The sequence below is a fragment of the Agromyces sp. CCNWLW213 genome (assembly GCF_037199545.1).
Taxonomy (GTDB): domain Bacteria; phylum Actinomycetota; class Actinomycetes; order Actinomycetales; family Microbacteriaceae; genus Agromyces.
Window position 1 is genome coordinate 104,472 of sequence record NZ_JBBBDX010000006.1, and the last position, 22,409, is coordinate 126,880.

The window sequence follows — 22,409 nt, forward strand, 5'->3', positions numbered from 1 at the left end:
GGTCACGCGCGCAGGTCGGGGTCGCTGCCCGCGACCCCGCCGCTCGTGGGCGGGTTCACCGTCCCGGGCGTGGCGGTCGTGCCGCCCACGCCGGTGGTGCCGCTGCCCGGAGTCGTCTCCTGGCCGCCGTGGACCTCGCCGCGCCATGCGCCCGTGGGCGTGTTGCGCTTCTCGATGTACTCCTTGAAGCGGTGCAGGTCGCGCTTGACCTGGGCGTCGTCGAGCTGCAGCGCGGCGCCGGCCTTCTCGATGAAGCCCTCGGGCTCCCACTCGATCGTGAGGTCGATCCGCGTCCGGCCGTCCGACCCCGGACGGAAGTCCACGCGGCCGCGGTGCTGGACCTCGGCGGCGGTGCTGCGCCAGGCGACGTGGTCGTCGGGAACCTGGTCGGAGACGTCGGCGTCGAACTCGCGCTTGACGCCGGCGATCGAGACGACCCAGTGCGTGGTCGTGTCGTCGATCTGGCGAACCGACTCGACGCCGCTCATGAACTCCGGGAACGACTCGAACTGCGTCCACTGGTCGTAGGCCACGCGAACCGGCACGTCCACCTCGATGTCAGCGGTGACGGTCGTGCTCATGCTGATCCTCCGTTCCGGGCACGCGGGGTGCGCGCCCATCCCTCACGCTAGGCAGGAGCCTCCGAGGGGTCGAGGGGTTGCAGCATCCGTCGGCCGCTGATACCACGGAGTCACGGACACGAGTGCTCGGGGGTGCGCGATGGGCGAACAGGCGACGAGTGCCGAGCGGTGGTGGCCGCAACTCTCGATCGAATCGAAGCACGCCATCCTCGACGATCCCGAGGGGGCGCTGTCCGACGACGTGCGGACGGAGATCGCGCGGCTCTCCGGGGGAGCGGCGCCCGAGCGGCTCCCGCCCGCGGACGTGCTCTTCATCCGGACGCAGATCGGGTCGGTCGACTGACCGACCCGCGTCATCCGTCAGGGGGCGTCACTCGATCTCGAGCGGCTCGTCCTCGGTGGGCTCGGGCACGTACTGCAGGCCGGCCGTGCTGTTCGCCGAGAGCAGGAGCTGCTCGATCCAGAGCCGGTTGAGCTTCGGGGGCCGGTTGCCGCTGAAGACGAACTGCAGCGGGATGGACTCGTGGAGCCACAGGGTCGTGCGACCGCTCCCGTGCTCGATGCCGTGCTCCCAGGTCATGGCGAAGCTCTCGGAGCGGCGCAGCTTGTTGATGATCGCCACGCGCAGGTGCGCGAGGGTCCGGTCCTCGATCTCGATCTCGCGGTTCGAGGAGTTGTAGATGAGCTTGCCCATGCCGAGACTCTAATGCCCGCGAGGGCGGCGTACCGCACCGTGACCGGACGTGGCGGGTGTCAACCCCGTGACGCGGCGGCGGGGCGCGCGTTGGATGTTGTGCCATGAGAGCCGTCACCTGGCACGCCGCCCGCGACGTCCGCGTCGACGAGGTCGACGATCCGCGGATCGTCGACCCGACCGATGCGATCGTGCGCATCACGTCGACCGCGATCTGCGGATCGGACCTCCACCTGCTCGACGTGTTCGGCCCGGTGATGCACCGCGGCGACATCCTCGGCCACGAGGCGATGGGCGTCGTCGAGGAGGTGGGGTCGGGGGTGCACCGCGTCTCGGTGGGGGACCGCGTGATCGTGCCCTTCGTGATCTCGTGCGGAGCCTGCCGGATGTGCCGTGCCGGGCTCACGACCCAGTGCGAGACGACGCGCAACGACGACCAGGGCACGGGTGCGAAGCTCTACGGCTACACCGAGCTCTACGGTCGCGTCATGGGGGGCCAGGCCGAGGCGCTGCGCGTGCTGCTCGCCGACGCGAACCTGCGCGTCGTGGGGCGCGACCTGCCCGACGAGCGCTACCTCTTCCTGACCGATGTGGCCCCGACCGGATGGCAGGCGGTCGAGTACGCCGGCCTCGAGCCCGGCGACACGGTGGCCGTGATCGGCCTCGGCCCCGTGGGGCAGATGGCCGCGCGCATCGCGAGGCACCGCGGCCATCGGGTGCTCGGCGTGGATCCCGTGCCCGAGCGCCGGCTGATGGCCGAGCGCTACGGGGTCGAGGTGTTCGACTACGCAGACCACGCCGAGGCGGTGGGCGAGCTGGCGGGTGCGACCGGGGGTGCCGGTCCGGCCGCCGTCATCGACGCCGTCGGGACGGAGGCGCACGGCAGCCCGGGCATCGCGCTGATGCAGAACGTGGTGGGCTCGCTGCCCTCCGGCATCGCCAAGCCCATGCTGATGAAGGCCGGCGTCGATCGCCTCACGGCGCTGCAGCTCGGCATCGACGCCGTGCGCCGCGGCGGCACGCTCTCGGTGGTCGGCGTCTACGGCGGCAACGCGGACCCGATGCCCATGATGACGATCTTCGACAAGCAGCTCACCGTGCGCCTGGGGCAGGCGAACGTGCAGCGATGGCTCGACGACCTCCTCCCGCTCGCCGAGTCCGACGACGACCCGCTCGGGCTCGAGGACTTCGCCACGCATCGCGCGCCGCTGTCGCAGGCCCGCGAGATGTACGACCTGTTCAAGGAGAAGGCGGAGGGCTGCATCAAGGTCGTCCTGAAGCCCTGAGTCCGCGCGCGCGGAACCGAGGACGACGGCCGTCCCCCTGCCGGGGGACAAGCGCTTCTCCAGGGAAGCGGTTCTGTCAAGGCCCTTCTGGCAAGCGCTTCGCCCGGCCTAGCTTTGCAGCGTCCGGGGGACCTGGGACGCGAGCGAATGGGGTTGGGATGCGAATCGATCGAGGGGCGCGTGCACTGGGGGTGGTCGCCGCCGCAGGCCTGCTGCTGAGCGGCTGCGCCGTCGGCACCGGAGGCCAGTCCGCTGAGACCGACGCCGAATTCGACTCCGGTGCGGAGCTGTCGGGGGACCTCACGGTGATGGGGTTCTCGGGCGTCGACGAGGTCGCGACGTCGCGCATGGAACTCGCGGAGTCCGAACTGGGCGACGTCCAGGTCGAGCTCATCGAGGGGGAGCTCGACATCCAGCAGTTCCTCTCCGCGGTCGCCACGGGCGACCCGCCCTCGCTCCTCTACGCCGACCGCGACCAGATCGGATCGCTCGCCGCGCGCGGCGCGATCCTCCCGCTCGAGGACTGCATCGAGGGTGAGGGCATCGAGACCGGCGACTTCGTCGAGTCCGCCCTGAACCAGGTGACGCTCGACGGCACGGTCTACGGCATCCCCGAGTTCAACACCGTCCAGCTGACGATGGCGAACGCCGACCTCCTCGAGGCGGCCGGCGTGACCATCGACGACGTCAACGGGTCCGACCGCGAGGCGATGACCGAGGCCGCGGGTGCCATGGTGCAGCGCGAGGGCGACAACGTGACCGTCATCGGCGTGGACTCCAAGCTCCCCGAGTTCCTGCCGCTCTGGGTGGCCGCCGCGGGCGGCTCCGTCATGAGCGAGGACGGCCGCACCGCGCAGCTCGACGACGAGACCACCGTCGAGGCGCTCGAGTGGGCCGTCGGCATCTACGAGGCGCAGGGCGGCTTCAGTGCCGTCAAGGCGACCCGCGACGCGGCCGACTTCTTCGGCGGCGGCAACCAGTACGCCACGAACACGCTCGGCGCGATGCCGATGGAGCAGTGGTACCTCAACGTGCTGAACGAGGTCTCGCCCGACGCCCCGATGGCCTTCGACACGGTCCGCACGACCGAGGGCGAGCCCATCGCCTTCGCCGGCGGGTCGGCGTGGGCCATCCCCGCCGGCAGCGACAACCCCGAGGCCGCGTGCCGCTGGGCTCGCGCCATGACCTCGGTCGACGCATGGCGCGCCGCGGCGGACGCCCGCGTCGCCCTGCGCGAGGAGGACGGGCTGCCCTTCACGGGCATCCTCACCGGCAACACCGTCGCCGACGAGGAGATCGAGGGCATGACGAGCGCCGACGAGGAGCCGTGGAGCTCGGGCGTCGCCGCGATGTACGAGGCGAACCAGAACACCCGGACCCTGCCGGCCAACCCGGCCGACGCGGAGTTCGACGACGCCATGCAGGAGGCCGTGAACCGCGTGCTGAACGGCCAGGCCGAACCGGCCGAGGCGCTCGCCGAGGCCCAGGAGACGGCGCAGGCGGCGCTCGACGAGGGATGGGCGGAGCTCGAGGGCGGTGAGTGATGACCACCGTGGCCCGGCCCGGGGGCGTCGGCTCCCAGCCGGATGAGTCCGAGACCCCGGCCGGCGGCGCGCGCCGCGCGGCGCCGGCCGGGGCGGCCCCCCGCAACCGCGGTCGCGCACGGCGACGCAACCTGCTGTCGGCGCTGCTCTTCCTCAGCCCGTGGATGATCGGCTTCCTCGTCTTCACGGCGTGGCCGATGATCTACAGCGCCTTCCTCTCGCTCACGGACTACGACGTGATCAACGATCCGGAGTTCGTCGGCATCCAGAACTACGTCGACATGGCGGCGGACGACAAGCTGCTCCTCGCGCTCGGCAACACGGTGTTCTTCGCCCTGCTGCAGGTGCCGCTGTACGTGGTCGTCTCGCTCGCGCTCGCACTGCTGCTCGACCGGGCCGGGCGCGCGTCCGGCTTCTACCGGACGATCTTCTTCCTGCCGAAGATGACGCCCCCGGTCGCGGTCGGCGTGCTGTTCCTGCTGCTGTTCAACGGCTCCAACGGCATGGTGAACACCGCGCTCGGATGGCTCGGCATCGACGGACCGGCATGGACCACGGACCCGGCCTGGGTGAAGCCCGGCCTCGTCCTCATGTCGCTGTGGACGGTGGGCGCGTCGATCATCATCCTGCTCGCGGCGCTCCGCAACGTGCCCAAGGAGCTGTACGAGTCGGCCCAGCTCGACGGGGCCGGCTTCTGGCGACAGGCGACGAGCGTGACCCTGCCCATGATCAGCCCGGCGCTCTTCTTCATCATCGTCGTCAACACGATCGCCGCCCTGCAGACCTTCGACGAGGCGTACACGGCGTTCTTCGGAGCCGGCAACTCCACGTACAGCAACGACGCCGCGCTGTTCTACGTCATCTACCTGTTCCAGCAGGCATTCGAGTTCCTGAACATGGGCTACGCCTCCGCCATGGCGTGGTTGCTGTTCCTCGTGATCATGGTGATCACCGCGATCCAGCTCGTGGTCTCGCGCCGGCTCGTCTACTACGAGGGGGACCGATGAGCACCGACATCCGAGTGGCGGCCGCCGAATCGCAGGCGGTGCAGCTCGACGGCGACGGCACGGAGATCCCGCGGCGGACCATCCCGGCCGGGCGAGGGCCGGCGCGCACGCGGCGCCGGGTCGGCACGGTGGTCGCGTGGATCGCGCTGACGCTCGTCGGGATCGTCTTCGTGTACCCGTTCGTGTGGCTCGTGAGCGCCTCGTTCAAGCCCCGCAGCGACGTCTTCGACAACCGGCTCATCCCCGAGACCTTCACGTGGGACAACTACATCCAGGTCTGGCAGGAGGCGCCGCTGGCCCTCTGGCTCCTGAACACTGCGATCGTGACCGTGCTCGCGGCGGTGACCGTGACGATCTCGAGCGCGATGGTCGCGTGGGGCTTCGCGTACTTCCGCTTCCGCGGGCGCGGATTCCTGTTCGGCCTCGTGCTGGCGACGATGATGCTGCCGGGCGCGGTCACGATGATCCCGACGTTCCTGATCTGGAACGCGCTGGGCCAGGTCGGCACGCTCACCCCGCTGTGGGCGGGCAACCTGTTCGGCAGCGCGTTCTACATCTTCCTGCTGCGGCAGTTCTTCCTCGGCCTGCCGCGCGACCTGTTCGAGGCGGCGCGCATCGACGGCGCGAGCCAATGGGGCGTGTTCTGGCGGATCGCGCTGCCGCTCACCGGCCCCGCGTTGGCCGTCGTGCTCGTCTTCGAGGTGCAGGCGGTGTGGACCGACCTCATGCGCGCCCTCATCTACCTGCGCGACTCGTCGACCTTCACGGTGCCCCGCGGCCTGAAGTCGCTCGTCGACGCGTACGGCTTCGGCGGCGAGTGGCACTGGGAGATCATCGTCACGGCGAGCGTCATCACGACCATCCCGATGATCATCGTGTTCTTCCTCGCGCAGAAGCGCATCATCGACGGGGTCGCGTCGACCGGCATCAAGGGCTAGCCGAGCGGATGCCGCGGGGCGGGCCCCACGCAGCGGGCGCGCCGGCCCCGCGGCATCCGTTCAGCCCTCGACCGCGGTGACCTCGTGCGGCGTGCCGACGGGCTTCGACTCGCTCGAGCCCCGCTGGCGGAGCACGATGGACAGGGCGACCATGCTGCCGACGGCGAGGAACTCGGACTGCCAGTTCTGCAGCGTGCGGTTCCAGAAGTCGGCCGAGACCGCGTACTGGGCGAGACCCACGACCTCGTCGCCGTGCAGCGTCTGCTCCTGGTTGTAGACGACCTGCCCGGCGAGGGCCTGCGCCAGCCACGAGAGCAGGAAGATCCCGCCCATGGTGAGCAGCAGCGAGTTGCTGTACACCCACAGCCGCCACCCGCCGGCGCGCGCCCAGGCCGGCGAGTCCGCGCGCGCATACCGGCCGACGAGCTGGTCCTCGTCGGTGCCGACGCCCTCCTCGCCGGGCTGCTTCGACTCGGGCGAGCCCTTCTGGATGAGCCAGATGGTGGTGAGGATGAAGAGGAAGAACTGCAGGTACTCGGACTGCCAGTTCTCGGCGACGTCGACGACGAAGTCCGACGACGTCACGAAGTCGGCCCAGGTCACCATCGGCTCGCCGTGCTGCGCGTGCTCCTCGTTGACGACCACGAGCCCGGCGACGGACTGCAGGGCCAGGGCGACGAGGAAGATCACCCCGAAGAAGATGCTGAGCGAGTGCTGGCGGATGCGCACGGGCTACCTCCCTGCGATGACGACGGCGAACATGTACGCGAGGCCGACGACGATGCCGGCCAGCCAGGACGTGAACACGAGCCTCATGTGCCGAACGTACTCCCGCTCGGCGACGAGTCGCGAAGGCTCGACGCGCGTGGCGGCGCCGCTCGATTGGCGCGGTGGCGACGGGTGGGTTAGAGTAACGGGGTTGCCTGATCAGCGAAGAGCGCGCAGGCGACATCCCATGCGCCCGTAGCTCAATGGATAGAGCATCTGACTACGGATCAGAAGGTTGGGGGTTCGAGTCCCTCCGGGCGCGCGGTACCGCGAACGGCCCGCTTCGGCGGGCCGTTCGTCGTCTCCGCGGCGGCACGCGGCTAGAAGCGCGGCGGCGCGTCGGCGGCGCGCACGCGCAGCCAGGCGACATGGCACGGCTCGAGGACGATCCCGCGGTCGAGGCTCACGCGGCGATCGGTGATGAGCTCGTGCGCCTCCGGCGCGAAGCCCGAGAGGGTGAGCGCGTCGATCGTCGCGGGGGCGTCGCCCACGTTGGCCAGGCACAGCAGCGTGGCGGGGGACGCCGCGGCATCCGTCGCCCCGCCCGGCCGCTGGTAGCCGAGCACGGTCGGGTGCTTCGCGTCGAAGGGCACGAGCCGGCCGCCCGCGAGCTCCGGCGTCGCGCGCCGGACCTGGATGAGGCGGCGCAGCCCTGCGTACACCGCCCCCTCGGGCGTCGACGGATCGTGCCGTCGCGCGTACGCCTCGGCCGGGTAGTGGGGCCGGTTCACCCACCGGCTGTCGTCGGCGAGCGCCGGGTCGGCCACGTACGAGTGGTCGTTGCGCTGTGCGACCTCGTCACCGAGGTAGATCAGCGGAATGCCGCCCGTCGACAGCGCGATGGCATGTGCGAGCAGCACGCGGTCGACGCCGTGCGGGTCCCCGGCCTCGATGCCCGCGAGCGACGCCGTCGTGCCGGCCACCCGCGCGTCGCCCGTGCGCGGGTTCTCCTGGAAGGGGACGCCGCGAGCGAAGCTGCCGGGGAAGCGGTTCACGTAGAAGGCGTTGAGGAACCGGCGGTGGTCGAAGCCGTCGATGCCGAACTCGGCGGCGTCCTCATCCGCGAAGGTCCAGCCGATGTCGTCGTGGCCGCGCACGTAGTTCACCCAGGCGCAGCCCTCGGGCAGCGCGTGCCGGCGTTCGAGCGCCTGCCGCAGCATCCGCGGGTCGCGCGTGGCGAGCGCCTCCCAGGTCAGTGCCATCTGGAGCGGGTTGTACGACAGCTGGCACTCGCCGAGCGAGATGTACTCGACGACCTCGTCGGGGTGCACGATGGCCTCGGACTTGAACAGCAGGCTCGGGGCCGCGATGCGCAGCACCGCGTTGAACGCCTGCAGCAGCAGGTGCGCCTCGGGGAGCGACTCGCACGGCGTGCCGAGCCGCTTCCAGATGAACGCGACCGCGTCCATCCGCAGCACGTCGACGCCGAGGTTCGCGAGGAAGAGCATCTCGCCGGCCATCGCCCGGAAGACCGACGGGTTCGCGTAGTTCAGGTCCCACTGGAACGAGTGGAACGTGGCCCAGATCCAGCGGCCGTCGGGCAGCTGCACGAACGAGCCGGGGTGGTCGTCGGGGAAGATCTCGCGCACGGTCCGCTCGTACGCGTCGGGCATCGTCCGGTCGGGGAAGATCAGGTAGAAGTCCTCGTACGCGGGGTCGCCCGCGACCGCGCGCTGCGCCCACTCGTGGTCCGACGCCGTGTGGTTGAAGATGAAGTCGAGCACGAGCGAGACGCCGTTCGCGCGCAACTCGCCCGCGAGGCGCTGCAGGTCGTCGATCGTGCCGAGGTGCGGCGCGACCGCCCGGTAGCTCGTCACCGCGTACCCGCCGTCGGAGTTGCCCTCGGGCACCGCGAACAGCGGCATGAGGTGCAGGTAGGTGAGGCCCAGCTCGACGAACTCGGGGATCTTCGCGCGCACGCCGTCGAGGTCGCCCGCGTAGCGGTCCACGTAGCAGACGCCGCCGAGCATCCGGTTCGCCAGGTACCAGCCGGCGTCCTGCTCGCGGCGGGCGTCGGCGGCCTTGAGGTCGGCCGGGCGCTCGGCCCACGATGCGGCCGCGTCGGCGATGACGTCGGCGAGCACCTCGAGCCCGTCGGGGCGCTCGCCGTAGAGGCGTGCGAAGAGATCGTGCAGGGTGGGGAAGTGCGCCGCGAGGCGCGCGCCGAATGCGGCGTCGGTGGCGACGGATGCCACGGGCTGCGACTCGCGGATCCGGGAGAGGTCGACCCCGGCGTCGGTTCCCAGACGTGCCATACGACAAGACTGCACCATCGCCGGAGCATGTCCCCCGGTTTGGGGGACAGGGGCGCGATCCCCGGGATCATGCGGATCCGCGGACGGAACGGACCCCGTCCGGCCAGGCCCGCCCGCAACCCGGTGTCGTGCGCTCGGATTGTCCGGTTACCCTCGAACCGGCTTGTCTTCCGCGATCGGGGTCGACTATGAGGGGTACCAGCACCACGACCGGCCGGGCGCCGATCATCCGCCGCGCGGCGCTGCTCACGGCGATGACGGCGATCGCCGCGGCGGTGGCCATCGCCGTCGCGCAGTTGCTGCTGCGATGGTCCGGTCGCACCGTCGGGGCCGTCGACGCGGTGGCGGCCGCCGCCTGCCTGCTCGTCGCGGTCGCCGTCGCCACGGTGCTCCTCGGAGCGCTGCTCGTCGCCGGCGCCGACCACCGTCCGACGTCCGCCCGCGGGCGGGGACCGCGCATGAGCAGCGACCGCCGGGCCGCGGCGAACGCGTCGGCGTGGGCGGCCATCGCGGCGCTCGGGGTGGGCGCGGCGGGCGACGCCTTCACGTCGCTCCCGGGTGGGTCGGTGGTCGCGGCGGCCCTGATCGCCGGAGGGCTCGGCGCCGTCACCGGCGCGGTGCATCGTCGCGCGCATCGCCAGTCGGCGTACCGCTCGTTCAACGTCGTGGCCATGCTGCTGGCCGCGGGCTGCCTGGCGAGCATGAGCATGACGTCGACGGGGGCGTGGTGGGCGCTGAACTTCAGCACCCTCGGCACCTCGAACGACCTGGCGGCGGCGTGCTTCAACCTCGGGCTGATCCTCTCCGGCGGGGCGATGGCGGCGATGTCGGGTCGCCTGGCGAGCGGCATCGAGCGTCGCGCGTACGACGCCCGACGGGGTGCGGTGCCGACGGTGCGCGTCCTCATCGCGGTGATCGGCGTCTCGCTCGCCGGGGTGGGGCTCGTGCCCATCGACACCGACGAGGTGCTGCACAACGTCTTCGCGTGCGCGGCGGGGGCGGCGTTCGCCCTCCTGGCCGCGCTCACGCCCGTGCTCGTCCGGCGGACGCCGCGGATCCTGGTGCGGACCTCCCATGTCGCGCTCGGCCTCGAGGTGTCCGCGTTCGTGATCCACGACCGGCTGGGACTCGTGTCGCTCACCGTGTTCGAGATCGTCGCGTTCGCGCTGGTGTTCGTCTGGCTGATCACGCTCGTCGTCACGACCCATCCGGTCGTCATCCACGAGTTCGAGGAGCTCGGGTCGGCGACGGGTGCCGTCCCGGTCGGCGATCTCCTCGCGGCGGGTGGCGGCCGGCCGGGTGCCGGTCGACCGGGTGTCCTGGTGGCGGGCGCCGCCCGGGCGCCCGTGCCCGACGGGGCGCTCGTCGATGCCGAATACGCCGTCGCGTCGCCGGGAATGGGCCGGACCTTCGCGCGGTTGACGCCGATGAGAACTTGAGTCCAACCGACTCAATTCGTATCATCGAGGCAGAGCCTGAGTCGACCCGACTCAACTTCGCCGAGAACGAAAGGAGAACCGATCATGGCCACCAACGACACGTTCCGCGACCTCGACCGACTCGCGTCGGCCATCTTCGACACGACCCGCCGCGGGCCGCGTCGCATGCCGATGGACCTGTACCGCGACGGCGACCACTACGTGCTGACCGCCGATCTCCCGGGCATCGACCCGGGCTCGGTCGACATCGACGTCGACGGCCAGCTCCTGACGATCCGCGCCGAGCGCACGCTGCCCTCCGGCGACGACGTCAAGTGGATCACGCGTGAGCGCGAGGCCGCCTCGTTCCTGCGCCAGCTGAGCCTCGGCCAGGGCGTCGACACCGAGCGCATCTCGGCGAACTACGCCAACGGCGTGCTCAGCGTCACGATCCCCGTGAGCGAGAGGGCCAAGCCGCGCAAGGTCGTCGTCGAGTCGGCCGACTCCGCACGCTCCGTCGCCTCCGGCGGCGAGGTCATCCAGCCGGTCGAGTCGTGACCGACGCCGAGGTGCGGTTCCGCCGCGACGACGAGTCCAGCCGGTACGAGATGGAGATCGACGGCGAGCTCGTCGCCTTCGCGGCGTTCCGCACCCGGCCGGGGAACAGGATCGTGTTCACGCACACGGTCGTGCTCCCCGGCCGCGAGGGCCAGGGACTCGGCAGCATGCTCGCGCGTCACGTCCTCGACGACGCCGTGTCGCGCGGCGAGCGCATCGTCCCGCGTTGCCCGTTCATCGCGGCCTACCTGCGCCGGCACGACGGATACGAGGCGTCGGTCGACTGGCCCGAGGACACCCCGCGCGAGGCCTGATCCGGCTCCGCCCTGCCCCCTGAGCGCGTGACCCCCGCTCTGGGGCGGTGTGCCTGGTGCGGCCGGGAGGATACGATTCCTCAACACCCGAGCCGGGTCCCCGAGCCCGGCAGTCGTCGAAAGACGCCACCTGCGACCGGATGTCCCAGCAGAGGTCGCTCGGGATCCAGCTCGCCGAGCTCAGTTCGGGTCGCTCGGCGGGGAGGGCCTCTTCGAGGCCGCGGTGGGGCGGGAGGTAGGGTTCCCGCCCCACCGTCATTTCCTGCGGACCACCGCCCCGGATCCGGCCATCGGAACGGGTTTCCGGAGAGCCCCGCCCGGCGGCAAGCCGATCGCCGACGACGCGGAATTGCCGATCACCGTGGGAAAGGACCGAGGCCGCGCCCCCGGTCCACCGCCGCATTCCCGTTTGGACCTGATCCGCGAGCTCGCCGGGGGCGATCTCCGGGGCACGCGGGTTGCGGCGCTGGGGGCGGCGTTCAAGCCGGATTCCGACGACGTCCGCGACGCTCCCGCGCTCGAGGTCGCGCGCATGCTCCACCTCGAGGGCGCAGAGGTCCGCGTCTACGACCCGGAGGCGAACGGGAACGCGCACCGGGCGTACCCCGATCTCGACTACGCGGACTCGCTGGCGGAGGCCGTGGACGGCGCCGACGTCGTCGCGTTGCTGACCGAATGGGACGAGTTCCGTCGCGCGGATCCGGAGGAGCTCGGCCGTCTCGTCGCGTCGCGTCGCATCGTCGACGGCCGGCACGCCCTCGACGCCGATGCGTACCGCGCGACGGGATGGGACTTCCGCGCGCTCGGTCGACACGTCGGCGACGGCGCGCCGGTCGGCGACAGGCGCCTCGCAGTCGCCTGAGGCGGTCGGCGGTACGCTGCCGCCATGAGCGATCCCGCCGTCTCGTTCGTCCGGCTCACCGAGATCCCGACGGACGAGGTGGCGGCGCTGCTGAACGAGCCGCGGAACGCGCGGCACATGCCCCTGGTCGGCGAGCCCTTCACGCGCGATGCGGCGGTGGAGTGGGTCGCCGCGAAGGACGCCCAGTGGGCCACGAACGGCTACGGGCCCTGGGCGATCCTGCTCGACGGCGAGTTCGCCGGCTGGGGCGGCTTCCAGGCCGAGCCGGACGGCGCCGACCTGGGCCTCGTGCTCCACCCCCGATTCTGGGGTCGGGGCGCGGACATCGCGCGACGGGCCATCGACGCGGGGTTCCACGAGCTCGGGCTCGATGCGGTCCTCGTCTCGCTGCCGCACAGTCGCAGGCCTGCTGCCGTGCTCGCCCGGTGGGGCTTCGTGCCGGACGGCGAGGCGGTCTACGACGGCATCGGGTTCGGCCGGTACCGGCTCAGCCGGGACCGCTGGACCTCGCTCGGGTCGGACGCCGCTCCGGCGGATCGAGGCTGACGCGAACGGGCGCTCACTCCACCGTCGGCGTGTTCGAGCGGGCCCGCGCCGCCCGCTCCTCCTGGGCCACCCGGAGCCGGTCGCAGAGCGCCGTGAGCTCGCGCAGGTCCTCCTCGTCGAGGGCAGTGCCCACGCGTTCGGTGATCGACTGCATGTGCAGGATGGCGGCCCGCCGGAACTGCTCGAACCCGTACGGCGTGAGTCGCACGAGGGTCCCACGGCCGTCGTGCGGGTCGTCGGACTTCTCGACGAGCCCGCGGGTGGCCAGCCGGTCGATCAGCCGGCTCACGCTCGGCTGCGAGATCAGCACGTGCCGGTTGAGTTCCTTGAGCCGGAGCGAACGGCCCGGCGCGCGCGACAGGTACAGCAGCACGTCGTACTCGTTGAACGACATCACGTCGGTGGGGAACTCGGCGGCGAGGCCGCGCATCACCTGCACCTGCGCTCGGAACAGCGCCTCCCATGCCGCCACCGCCATCGCGCGATCCGCCACGCCGTGCTCCTTCCTCGGGTCGTGCCGGCCGCGTCGTCGTCGAGGCGACGTGCCGCCGGTCAGTCAAGGATAGGGAAGCGGGGGAGGCCCTGCGGGGACCGCGGCTGCCACGTCACCCGTTCTGGGGGAGGACGCCCGGAGAGACGGTTGAGGGCCGGTCGTAGAGGCTGACGACCGGCCCTCGCCCTTGCACCAAGAGTGTCCTGCAATCACATTCCGCGTCGGCCGCCACAGCAAACAACCGGCGCACGACGAATATATAACGGATCGGTAACGGGCGCTAGTCCCCTGTGCCCCGGATGCGGGACGGCCTCCGGATGCGGGGCGGGCTAGAACACGTCCGGGCTCGGCGTCGACGCCTGCCGGATGGAGACGTCGGCGTGCCGGTCGAATCGGTACCCCACGCCGCGCACCGTCCGCACGATGTCCTGGTAGTGGCCGAGCTTCGCGCGGAGGCGACGCACGTGCACGTCGATGGTGCGCTCGTTCGGCACCTCGTCCTCGTCGGACCAGAGGCCGTCGATGAGCTCGTGGCGGTCGATCGTCCGGCCCTCGCGGAGCACGAGGTACTGCAGGAGCTCGAACTCCTTGTAGGTGAGGCCCGCGGGCTCGCCGTCGAGGAGCACGCGCTTGCGCGAGATGTCGATGATGACGCCGTCGGGGTGACGGTCCGCGTCGGCGCGGAGGCCGTCGCCCTGTTCCTCGCGCTGCTTCGCGAGGGCAGCCGGATCCTGGAGCGCGAGGCGCACGACGTCGACGTCGCGACCGCCGGCGCCCTCGGGGGCCAGCGCGACGGCGGCGTAGGTCTCGGCCGACGGGGCGAGCTCGGCGGTCAGCCTCCGGAGCGCCTCCACGATGCGGTGGAGGCTCGTGCCGTCCGCCTCGGCCTTCGACTCGTCGATGCCGACGTAGAGCACGAAGCCGCGGGCCTCGGTGCCCTCGGGCACGGCCCGGACGCGCGGCGCGGGCCGCTCGGCGGCGGGCGCGGCCGGCGCGGCCGGCGCCGCGGCGGGTGCGGCGACGGGACGGGCCGGCTGCGACACGAAGGCCGCGGGGTGCGCGGTGCGCAGGGCCGGGTGAGTGGGACGGGCGGGACGGGTGAGCGTGAGAGACATGGCGGATCCTTGTGCTGAAGGTGCGTCGTGGACCCCGGTCGAGGGGCCTGGAGCGATGGCCGCGAGATGGGCCTGGAGAACCCGGAAGCGCATCGGGTTCGACGGAGCCGCGCCGATCGGGATGGGATCAGTCGCGTGACTCGGCGAGGGGTTCGCTGGTCAGCGGCACATTCGACAACACATGAGCGCACGCGACGGCATCATCGTGCCGGGAATCCTCTGAGCCTCGAGGGCGATCAGGGGGCGTGCGGTGTCGGTCATGGGGGGAAGTCAACCCGCCCGGCGAGGATGTGTCAAACAGTGACGACGGATGACGCCTCGCGACGTCGCACGCGGTGCGCGCTGCCGCGTCGGCGCGGTGGGGGTCCTCCACTCCGCCAGGCCGCGTCGAAAGATCCTTCGACGTGGCACGGATTCATCGAATCTTGGAAAATCCAGTGCGCGTCGGCGTGTCCGGTGATGAAGATCCTGCGATGCGAGGTCGCGTATCACCGATCGCCCGCGGGGCGACGACGCGGGCCGACTCAGACGGTGCCGTACAGGCGGTCGCCGGCGTCGCCGAGGCCCGGGACGATGTAGCCGTGCTCGTTGAGTCGCTCGTCGACCGCGCCGAGCACGATCGACACGCCCTTGCCGTGGAGCGCCCTCTCGACCGCCGCGAGCCCCTCGGGCGCCGCGAGGATGCAGATGGCCGTGACATCCGTCGCCCCGCGCTGGAGGAGGAACTCGATCGCCGCGATGAGCGACCCGCCCGTCGCCAGCATGGGGTCGAGGACGAAGCACTGCCGGCCCGACAGGTCGTCGGGCAGCCGCTCGGCATAGGTCGTCGGCTCGAGCGTCTCCTCGTTGCGCGCCATCCCGAGGAAGCCCACCTCGGCCGACGGCAGGAGCTTCACCATGCCCTCGAGCATGCCGAGGCCCGCTCGGAGGATCGGCACGATGAGCGGCTTCGGGTCGGCGATGCGGACGCCCGTCGTCGGCGCGACGGGCGTGACGATGTCGATCGGCTCGACCTTCACCTCTCGCGTGCCCTCGTACGCGAGCAGCGTCATCAGCTCCTCGACGAGCGAACGGAAGACCGGGGAGCTGGTGTTCACGTCGCGGAGCACCGTCAGCTTGTGGGTGATGAGCGGGTGGTCGGCAACGTGGACTCGCATAGGCTCGAGTCTAGATGCGGGGCTTCCCCGCGGGCGAGAAGGGGGCGGGTGGAGGATGCCGCAGCACCGGCCCGAGCACGCCGAGTGGATGCGGCTCGCGCTCGCCGAGGCGTCCGCCGCCCTCGCCACGGACGACGTCCCGGTGGGCGCCGTCGTCGTCCGCGACGGCGAGGTGGTCGCGCGGGGCCGGAACGAGCGGGAGCTCCATCACGACCCGACCGCGCACGCCGAGCTGCTCGCGATCCGCGAGGCGGCGCGCGTCACCGGCGACCGGCACCTCACGGACTGCACGCTGGTCGTGACCCTCGAGCCGTGCGTCATGTGCGCGGGCGCGATCGTCGCCGCGCGCATCCCGATCGTGGTGTTCGGCGCCTGGGACGAGAAGGCCGGTGCGGCCGGCTCGCTCTACGACGTGCTCCGCGACCGGCGGCTCAACCACCGGGTCGAGGTCTACGCGGGTGTGGAGGCCGAGGCGGCCTCGCGGCTGCTCGTCGACTTCTTCACCGACCCCGCACGCCGGCCCGTGCGCGACTGAGCCGCCCCTCGACCGGCGGTGCGCAGCGAGGGCGCGGCGTCGAGTCCGTCGAGGAACTCGCCGAGGATCGTCCGCGACGCCGCCTCGGCCGCCGGCCCGCACTCGGCCTGCAGCTGGCGCATCCGCTCGACGTCGAGTCCGTACTCGGGCAGCTCGTGGCCCCACGCCGCGAGCCAGTCCTCGTGGATCGCGCGGGTGACCTCGGGGTGGAACTGCACGGCGAGCAGCCAGTCGCCCCGCCGGAACGCCTGGTTCGCGTACTCGGGGGACGACGCCAGCAGCTCGACGCCCTCCGGCAGGTCGAACGTGTCGCCGTGCCATTGCACGAAGCGGATGCCGCGCGCGTGGCGCACCGCCGACGACGCGCCCGCCTCGGTCAGCTCGACGCGCAGCCAGCCGACCTCCTTGCGCGGTCCCCGGTAGGCGCGGCTCCCCATCGCCTCGGCGAGCATCTGCGCGCCGAGGCACACGCCGAACACCGGGGCCTCGGCGGCAACCCGCTGCCGGAGCAGCTCGATCTCGTGCCCGATGTACGGGTACCGGTCGGTCTCGTACGCCGCCTCGTCGCCGCCGAGCACCACGAGCAGGTCGGGAGCGAGCGGGTCGACGGCGGCGACGTCCTCGTGCGCCGCGTCGACCGTCGCGATCCCGTACCCGCGCTCCTCGAGCACGGGACCGAGGTTGCCGAGGCCGATCGCCGTGTCGTGGCGCAGCACGAGCGCGACGGGGCGGCCCGCGGCATCCGTCATTCGAGTCCCTTGATCACGATCGCGTCGGTGGGCGGCGCCTGCAGGTCGGGGTCGACGTAGATGTCGGGCTCGAGGTAGATCACCCGGGCTTCCGGCACGGCCTCGCGGATGCGCTGCTCCATGACGTTCACCGCGGTCGACACCTCCTGCAGGCTCTGGTCGCCGTGGAAGCCGATCTTCCCCGCGACGAGCAGCTCGTCGGGACCGAGGTAGAGGGTCTTCATGTGGATGATCCGCTCGGCCTCGGGGCCGGCCATGATCGCCTTCTCGATGCGTCCGAGGTCGGCCTCGTTCGCCCCTTCGCCGACGAGCAGGCTCTTGGTCTCCATGCCGAGGATGATCGCGACGATGATGAGCAGCGTGCCGATCATCAGCGTGCCGATCGCGTCGAACACGGTGTTGCCGGTGATGACCGTGAGGCCCACCCCGAAGAGCGCGAAGACCAGGCCGAGCAGCGCCGCGATGTCTTCGAGGAGGACCACCGGCAGCTCGGGGGCCTTCGCGCGCCGCACGAACTGCACCCACGTCTGCGTGCCGCGGACCTTGTTCGACTCCACGACCGCCGTGCGCAGCGAGAACGACTCGAGCACGATCGCGATGGCGAGCACGGTGAGGGGCACCCACGCGTTCTCGAGCTCGTGCGGGTGCCGCAGCTTGTCGACGCCCTCGTAGATCGAGAACAGTCCGCCGAGCGAGAACAGGATGATCGCGACGACGAACGCGTACACGTAGCGCTCGCGGCCGTAGCCGAACGGATGCTCGCGATCGGCCTCGCGCCTGGCCTTCCGTCCGCCCACGAAGAGCAGCAGCTGGTTGCCCGCGTCGGCGACCGAGTGCACCGCCTCCGCGAGCATCGACGCCGAGCCCGAGACGAGCCACGCGATGAACTTGGTGACCGCGATGCCGGTGTTCGCGAGGAACGCCGCGAGGATCGCCTTGTGTCCGCCTGATGCGCTCATGCGCCAATCCTAGGATGGCACCCATGACCTCCCGCCAGCCCGTTGACCTGCCCGCGATCGCGTTCCTCGGTGCCGGGTCGATGGCCCGGGCGATCCTCGCCGGGCTCCTGCAGCCGCACGTCGCGGTGGCCGGCGGCATCCGCGCCACGAATCGCAGCGAGGCGCGCGCGGCCGAGCTCGCCGACGAGCCGCGGGTCACCGCCTCCGCGACCGAGACGGACCCCGCGGCGAACCGCCGTGCCGTGGAGGGGGCGAAGCTCGTGGTGGTCGCCGTGAAGCCCGCCATGGTGCCCGACCTGCTCGATGAGATCGCCGACGCGCTCGAACCCGGCGCGATCGTGGTCAGCGTCGCCGCTGGCGTGACCGTCGCCACGTTCGAGGCGCACCTGCCGTCGCACGTCTCCGTGGTCCGGACGATGCCGAACACGCCCGCCGTCGTCGGCCGGGCCGTCACGGGGGTCTCCGCGGGCACGCGGTCGACCGAGGACGACCTCGCCCTCGTCGTGTCGCTCTTCGAGACGGTCGGCGAGGTGCTCGTGGTCCCCGAGTCGCAGCTGGACGCGCTCTCGACGATCTCCGGCTCGGGTCCGGCGTACGTGTTCCTGCTCATCGAGGAGCTCACGAGGGCGGCCGTCGCCAAGGGGTTCACGCCCGAGCAGGCGGCGACCATGGTGCAGGGCACGTTCCGAGGCGCGAGCGAGCTGCTCGCGGCATCCGGCGACGAGCCCGCCGAACTGCGGCGACGGGTCACGAGCCCGAAGGGCACGACCGAGCGCGCGATCGCCGTGCTGCAGGAGGCCGACCTCGGGGGGCTCTTCGGCCGCGCGACCGACGCGGCCCTCGCGCGTGCGCGAGAGCTCGCCGCGGGCGCCTGAGGCGTACGCCGCCCGGGCCTGAGACCTACGCCGCCCGGCGCTCGAGCAGCACCATGACCTCGAAGTGCGTCGTCTGCGGGAACATGTCGAACACGCGCGCCCTCACCGGCCGCAGCGACGGCATCGCGGCGAGGTCCTTCGCGAGCGAGGCGACGTTGCAGCTCGAGTAGAGCACGTGCGCGGCATCCGACCGCTCGAGCCACCCGGCGAGCTCGGCGCCGATGCCGCGGCGCGGCGGGTTGACGACCACGAGGTCGGGAGCGGAGGCCGCGGCCAGGGCGTACGCGGTGGCGTCGCCCGCGGCGAAGCGGACGCGCGAGAGCGCGGCATCCGTTCGGCTCAGCTCGGCGCTCGCGACGGCCTCGACGCTCGTCTCGATGCCCGTGACCTCGGTGCCGCCGTCGGCGAGGTGCAGCGCGAACCCGCCGACGCCCGAGTAGAGGTCCCACGCGTCCTCGGGGGCGAGGCCGCGGATCCAGTCCCGGGCCTCGGCGTAGAGCGCCTCGGCGATCGCGGTGTTCGTCTGGAAGAAGCTCTGCGGACGCAGGTGCATCGTCACGTCGTTGAGCCGCATCGGCAGGGTGTCGGCCTCGGTCAGGACGACCTCGTCGGAACCCTCGAGCACGGCCTTGTGCTCGGGCAGCAGGTTGGCCGTGACGACGCGCGCGTGGGGCAGCTCGGCGAGCAGGGTCGGCAGGTGCTTGCGCATGCGGCCGAGCGGCTCGGTCGACCGCAGCACGAAGCGGACCATGAGCTCGCCGTCGGGCGACTCGGTCACGATGACGTGCTTGAGCTCGCCGCGGCGCGAGGCCACGTCGTAGGGGGTCAGGCGGGCGAGCGTGATGAAGCGCGCGAGCACCGGGAACGCGGCCCGATGGCCGGGGGAGCAGATGCCGCACGCCTGCAGGTCGACGCCGTGGCCGTCGGCGTCGAGGATGCCGATGGTCGGCGCATCGACGGTGCCGCCGACGACCATCTTCGCCTTGTTGCGGTAGTCGCGCTCGCCGGATGCCACGGGCGGCAGCCACGCCGGCACGTCGAACGGCGCGAGGAGCTGCTCGGCATGCCGCTGCTTGCCGGCGAGCTGCCCGGGGTACGGCTGCCCCATGAGCGAGCACGACCGGCATCGCCCCGCGTCGAAGTACGGGCACTGCACCCGTCAAGGGTACGCGGCGGGCGGGCGGTCAACCCTCCGTCACGAGCTCGCGGCGGCGCATCCCCACGACGGATGCCGCGACGAGCCCCGCCGCGATGGCGAGCATCCACGACCCCCCGGTCCAGTCGACCTCGCCGCCGACGGGCACCGGCACGTGCGAGAACGGCGACAGCTCGTGCATCCAGTCGGGGATGCCGAGGAGTTCGCCGAAGACGCCGAAGAACGCCCCGAGCGCGAGCAGCGCCCACCCGACGGGGATCGTCAGCCGCGGCGCGACCACGAGGAGGACGAGGACGGCGCCGAGGTAGACGAGCGCGGCGGGCAGCTGCGCGAGCGCCGCCCGCAGCGCGAGCTCGGCGGTCGCCCCCGGGTCGTCCGCGCTCGCCGCGCCCAAGACCGCGCCGGCGCCGGCCAGGCCGACCACCGCCACGACGGCGATCGCTGCCACGACCGCGTATCCGGCGAGCCACCCTTCCCGCGAGACCGGCGTCGCGAGCACGGGTTCGGCGGTGCCGTGCGCCTCCTCGAGTCGCGCGCGCATCACGGCCTGCAGACCGGCGGCCGCGGCGAGGATGCCCACCATCGTGAAGAAGGTCGTCACGAACGCCTCCTCGAAGGAGGCGGTCTCGCCCGCGATCCGGCGCAGCGTCTCCACGATCGCCGGCGCGTCCGATCCGATCTCGTCGACGAGCGGCGAGAGCGTCGTCGCCAGCACGCCGAACACCGCGGCGCCGACCGCCCACGCCAGGACGGCCCCGGCGTTCAGGCGCCAGGCGAGCCCGAGCGAGCTGCCGAGCAGCGGCCCGGCCGCGGCCCGGCCCTGCGCGTCGGGCAGGATGCTGGCGCCGCTGTCGCGCGCCGACTGGAACGCGAACACCAGCGCGACGAGCGCGGCCGCCACCCCTGCGGAGAGCAGCAGCGGGGCGAGGTCGTTCGCCGCGAACGGCTCCGCCCGCTGCGCCCAGCCGATCGGCGAGAGCCGGCTGGGCCAGGCGGCGGTGCGAGTCAGGCCGTCCTCCGACGACTCGCCCATCGCGTCGCCGAGGCCGCGGAGGAGATAGGCCGCGAGGACCACCGCGACCGAGAACCCGTTCGCCCCGCGCGACGTGCGGAACACCTGCGCGGCGACGAGGCCGACCCCGAAGAAGGCGACGCCGGTCGCCGCGACGGCGGCGCCGGCGACCGCCGAGCCCTCGGCCGGCAGCCCGCTCAGGCCGAACGCGAGCGCCACGGCGACGCCCAGCACGGCGTTCGCGAGCACGCCGTGCACGACGGTCGCGGCCGTCGGCAGGGTCCGGCCCGCGGGCGTCGCCTCGACGAGTTCCGCCCGCCCCTGCTCCTCGTCGCCGCGCGTGTGCCGGACGGCGAGGAACGTGCTCATGAGGCCCGCGAGCAGCGCGAGGAACGCGAGGATGAGGAAGGTCGCGAACTCGCCCTCGCCCGCGCCGTTCGGGGTCCCGCGGAACACGAGGATCGCCGGCGCGAGGATCGTCAGCCGGAGGATCGACTCGCGCTCCGCGCGATCGCCGAACGTGTCGGCGACCGCCGTCGTCGCCATGAGCGCGAGCGCGGCCGTGCCCACGATCCACAGCGCGAGCTGCACCCGGTCGCGCCGGACCCGGTGCGCGAGCAGCACCGCCAGCCGGTTCACCGGTGGGCCTCCTCGCGGGCCGTCGACACGTCGTCCCCGTAGTGCCGCAGGAAGAGCTCCTCGAGCGACGGCGGTGCGACGGTCAGCCCCTGCACCCCGAGCCGTCCGAGCTCGGGCAGAACGAGCGCGATCCGGTCGCTGTCGACGGTGAACCGGACCCGGCCGTCGTCGACGACGAGGTCGTGCACGCCGGCGATCGCGGCCAGCTCGGCGTCCTGCTCGGGACGGTGCGCGAACCCGACAGAGGAGCGAGTGAGGTGCCGCAGCTCGGGCAGCGTGCCCGACTCGACGCGTCGTCCCGCGCGGATGATCGACACGCGATCGCACAGCGCCTCGACCTCCGAGAGGATGTGGCTCGAGAGCAGCACCGTCGCCCCCTCGGATGAGGCGCGCCTGATCTCGCGGTTGAACACCTGCTCCATGAGCGGGTCGAGGCCGCTCGTCGGCTCGTCGAGGATGTACAGCTCGGCGGGCGTGGCGAGGGCCGCGACGAGGGCGACCTTCTGCCGGTTGCCCTTCGAGTACGCCCGCCCCTTCTTGCGCGGATCGAGCTGGAACACCTCGAGGAGGCGCGCCTTGCGCGCGTCGTACGCCCGCCGGTCGGCGGTGCCGCCCCGCAGGCGGGCCAGCAGGTCGATGGACTCGCCGCCGGTCAGGTTGGGCCACAGGCTCACGTCGCCGGGCACGTACGCGACGCGGCGATGCAGCTCGGCCGCCCTCCGCCACGGGTCCTCGCCGAACAGGCGGGCCTCGCCTCCCGTGGGCCGCGCCAGGCCGAGCAGGATGCGGATCGTCGTGGACTTGCCGGCGCCGTTCGGTCCGAGGAACCCGTGGATCTCGCCGGCGCCGACCTCGAGGTCGAGCCCGTCGAGCGCGACCGTCCGCCCGAACCGCTTCTCGAGGGCGCGCGTGCTGATCACCGTGGTCATGGCGCGGATGGTACGCCCG

24 protein-coding genes and 1 tRNA gene are annotated in these 22,409 nt (G+C 72.0%); 13 read left to right on the forward strand and 12 right to left on the reverse strand.

Annotation, left to right across the window (positions count from 1 at the left end; translation table 11 throughout):
- Positions 1–2 precede the first annotated feature (2 nt).
- Complete coding sequence (locus WBQ80_RS12635; RefSeq protein ID WP_336572188.1) at positions 3–581, reverse strand: SRPBCC family protein; 579 nt, start codon at positions 579–581, stop codon at positions 3–5.
- A gap of 139 nt (positions 582–720) precedes the next feature.
- On the opposite strand from WBQ80_RS12635, the gene WBQ80_RS12640 reads away from it, so the two are divergent.
- The gene (locus WBQ80_RS12640; RefSeq protein WP_336572187.1) at positions 721–924 is read left to right on the forward strand and encodes a hypothetical protein; all 204 of its coding nucleotides are present in this window, start codon (positions 721–723) and stop codon (positions 922–924) included.
- Between the two features lie 27 nt (positions 925–951).
- On the opposite strand, the gene WBQ80_RS12645 is transcribed toward WBQ80_RS12640, so the two are convergent.
- The gene (locus WBQ80_RS12645) at positions 952–1,275 is read right to left on the reverse strand and encodes a DUF7882 family protein (protein WP_067948241.1); all 324 of its coding nucleotides are present in this window, start codon (positions 1,273–1,275) and stop codon (positions 952–954) included.
- 104 nt (positions 1,276–1,379) lie between these two features.
- On the opposite strand from WBQ80_RS12645, the gene WBQ80_RS12650 reads away from it, so the two are divergent.
- The 4 genes from WBQ80_RS12650 (at position 1,380) to WBQ80_RS12665 (ending at position 6,050) form a co-directional block, all read left to right on the forward strand.
- Entirely contained in the window at positions 1,380–2,561 is a 1,182-nt protein-coding gene (locus WBQ80_RS12650; RefSeq protein WP_336572186.1) for an alcohol dehydrogenase catalytic domain-containing protein, read from the forward strand.
- 158 nt (positions 2,562–2,719) lie between these two features.
- Entirely contained in the window at positions 2,720–4,105 is a 1,386-nt protein-coding gene (locus WBQ80_RS12655) for an ABC transporter substrate-binding protein (protein ID WP_336572185.1), read from the forward strand.
- A complete protein-coding gene (locus WBQ80_RS12660) occupies positions 4,105–5,112 on the forward strand; it encodes a carbohydrate ABC transporter permease (protein ID WP_336572184.1) in 1,008 nt (335 codons plus the stop codon). The genes WBQ80_RS12655 and WBQ80_RS12660 overlap by 1 nt, the downstream gene beginning before the upstream one ends.
- The gene (locus tag WBQ80_RS12665) at positions 5,109–6,050 is read left to right on the forward strand and encodes a carbohydrate ABC transporter permease (RefSeq protein ID WP_336572183.1); all 942 of its coding nucleotides are present in this window, start codon (positions 5,109–5,111) and stop codon (positions 6,048–6,050) included. Before WBQ80_RS12660 ends, WBQ80_RS12665 begins: the two co-directional genes overlap by 4 nt.
- Positions 6,051–6,110: 60 nt before the next feature.
- On the opposite strand, the gene WBQ80_RS12670 is transcribed toward WBQ80_RS12665, so the two are convergent.
- Complete coding sequence (locus tag WBQ80_RS12670; RefSeq protein WP_336572182.1) at positions 6,111–6,779, reverse strand: DUF6766 family protein; 669 nt, start codon at positions 6,777–6,779, stop codon at positions 6,111–6,113.
- Between the two features lie 228 nt (positions 6,780–7,007).
- Here WBQ80_RS12670 and WBQ80_RS12675 point away from each other — a divergent pair.
- Positions 7,008–7,080 (forward strand) — tRNA-Arg (locus WBQ80_RS12675).
- A gap of 58 nt (positions 7,081–7,138) precedes the next feature.
- Here the strand turns inward: WBQ80_RS12675 and WBQ80_RS12680 are convergent.
- Positions 7,139–9,073: an alpha-amylase family protein gene (locus tag WBQ80_RS12680; RefSeq protein ID WP_336572181.1), complete on the reverse strand. Its 1,935-nt coding sequence runs from the start codon at positions 9,071–9,073 to the stop codon at positions 7,139–7,141.
- A 188-nt stretch (positions 9,074–9,261) separates the two neighbouring features.
- Between WBQ80_RS12680 and WBQ80_RS12685 the strand changes: the two genes are divergently transcribed.
- From WBQ80_RS12685 to WBQ80_RS12705, 5 genes are all read left to right on the forward strand, one after another.
- The gene (locus WBQ80_RS12685; protein WP_336572180.1) at positions 9,262–10,512 is read left to right on the forward strand and encodes a hypothetical protein; all 1,251 of its coding nucleotides are present in this window, start codon (positions 9,262–9,264) and stop codon (positions 10,510–10,512) included.
- An 84-nt stretch (positions 10,513–10,596) separates the two neighbouring features.
- Positions 10,597–11,049, forward strand: a complete 453-nt coding sequence (locus WBQ80_RS12690; RefSeq protein ID WP_336572179.1) for an Hsp20/alpha crystallin family protein — start codon at positions 10,597–10,599, stop codon at positions 11,047–11,049.
- Complete coding sequence (locus WBQ80_RS12695; protein WP_336572178.1) at positions 11,046–11,363, forward strand: GNAT family N-acetyltransferase; 318 nt, start codon at positions 11,046–11,048, stop codon at positions 11,361–11,363. The genes WBQ80_RS12690 and WBQ80_RS12695 overlap by 4 nt, the downstream gene beginning before the upstream one ends.
- Positions 11,364–11,772: 409 nt before the next feature.
- Positions 11,773–12,225 (forward strand): UDP binding domain-containing protein, encoded by a 453-nt coding sequence (locus WBQ80_RS12700; protein ID WP_336572177.1) that lies wholly within the window; start codon positions 11,773–11,775, stop codon positions 12,223–12,225.
- 24 nt (positions 12,226–12,249) lie between these two features.
- Positions 12,250–12,771 carry a GNAT family N-acetyltransferase gene (locus WBQ80_RS12705; protein WP_336572176.1) on the forward strand — a complete coding sequence of 174 codons (522 nt, stop codon included), beginning with the start codon at positions 12,250–12,252 and terminating at the stop codon, positions 12,769–12,771.
- Between the two features lie 13 nt (positions 12,772–12,784).
- On the opposite strand, the gene WBQ80_RS12710 is transcribed toward WBQ80_RS12705, so the two are convergent.
- The 3 genes from WBQ80_RS12710 to upp form a co-directional block, all read right to left on the reverse strand.
- Positions 12,785–13,264: a MarR family winged helix-turn-helix transcriptional regulator gene (locus tag WBQ80_RS12710; RefSeq protein WP_336572175.1), complete on the reverse strand. Its 480-nt coding sequence runs from the start codon at positions 13,262–13,264 to the stop codon at positions 12,785–12,787.
- A 329-nt stretch (positions 13,265–13,593) separates the two neighbouring features.
- The gene (locus tag WBQ80_RS12715; RefSeq protein ID WP_336572174.1) at positions 13,594–14,379 is read right to left on the reverse strand and encodes a winged helix-turn-helix domain-containing protein; all 786 of its coding nucleotides are present in this window, start codon (positions 14,377–14,379) and stop codon (positions 13,594–13,596) included.
- A gap of 524 nt (positions 14,380–14,903) precedes the next feature.
- On the reverse strand, positions 14,904–15,536 hold the full coding sequence (upp, locus tag WBQ80_RS12720; RefSeq protein WP_336572173.1) for a uracil phosphoribosyltransferase: 633 nt from the start codon (positions 15,534–15,536) through the stop codon (positions 14,904–14,906).
- Positions 15,537–15,591: 55 nt separating this feature from the next.
- On the opposite strand from upp, the gene tadA reads away from it, so the two are divergent.
- Complete coding sequence (gene tadA, locus WBQ80_RS12725) at positions 15,592–16,071, forward strand: tRNA adenosine(34) deaminase TadA (protein ID WP_336572172.1); 480 nt, start codon at positions 15,592–15,594, stop codon at positions 16,069–16,071.
- Here tadA and WBQ80_RS12730 read toward each other — a convergent pair.
- Together WBQ80_RS12730 and WBQ80_RS12735 are read right to left on the reverse strand one after the other, a co-directional pair.
- Positions 15,987–16,820 carry a glutamine amidotransferase-related protein gene (locus WBQ80_RS12730; protein WP_336572171.1) on the reverse strand — a complete coding sequence of 278 codons (834 nt, stop codon included), beginning with the start codon at positions 16,818–16,820 and terminating at the stop codon, positions 15,987–15,989. The genes tadA and WBQ80_RS12730 overlap by 85 nt on opposite strands.
- Positions 16,817–17,779, reverse strand: a complete 963-nt coding sequence (locus WBQ80_RS12735) for a cation diffusion facilitator family transporter (protein WP_336572170.1) — start codon at positions 17,777–17,779, stop codon at positions 16,817–16,819. The genes WBQ80_RS12730 and WBQ80_RS12735 overlap by 4 nt, the downstream gene beginning before the upstream one ends.
- A 23-nt stretch (positions 17,780–17,802) precedes the next feature.
- Here WBQ80_RS12735 and proC point away from each other — a divergent pair, with 23 nt between their 5' ends.
- On the forward strand, positions 17,803–18,654 hold the full coding sequence (proC, locus tag WBQ80_RS12740) for a pyrroline-5-carboxylate reductase (protein ID WP_336572169.1): 852 nt from the start codon (positions 17,803–17,805) through the stop codon (positions 18,652–18,654).
- A 25-nt stretch (positions 18,655–18,679) separates the two neighbouring features.
- On the opposite strand, the gene rlmC is transcribed toward proC, so the two are convergent.
- From rlmC to WBQ80_RS12755, 3 genes are read right to left on the reverse strand one after another with little or no spacing between them, the layout of a single operon-like run.
- Positions 18,680–19,810 carry a 23S rRNA (uracil(747)-C(5))-methyltransferase RlmC gene (gene rlmC, locus WBQ80_RS12745; protein ID WP_336572168.1) on the reverse strand — a complete coding sequence of 377 codons (1,131 nt, stop codon included), beginning with the start codon at positions 19,808–19,810 and terminating at the stop codon, positions 18,680–18,682.
- Between the two features lie 28 nt (positions 19,811–19,838).
- A complete protein-coding gene (locus tag WBQ80_RS12750; protein ID WP_336572167.1) occupies positions 19,839–21,461 on the reverse strand; it encodes an ABC transporter permease in 1,623 nt (540 codons plus the stop codon).
- Entirely contained in the window at positions 21,458–22,390 is a 933-nt protein-coding gene (locus tag WBQ80_RS12755) for an ABC transporter ATP-binding protein (RefSeq protein WP_336572166.1), read from the reverse strand. The genes WBQ80_RS12750 and WBQ80_RS12755 overlap by 4 nt, the downstream gene beginning before the upstream one ends.
- Positions 22,391–22,409: the final 19 nt, after the last annotated feature.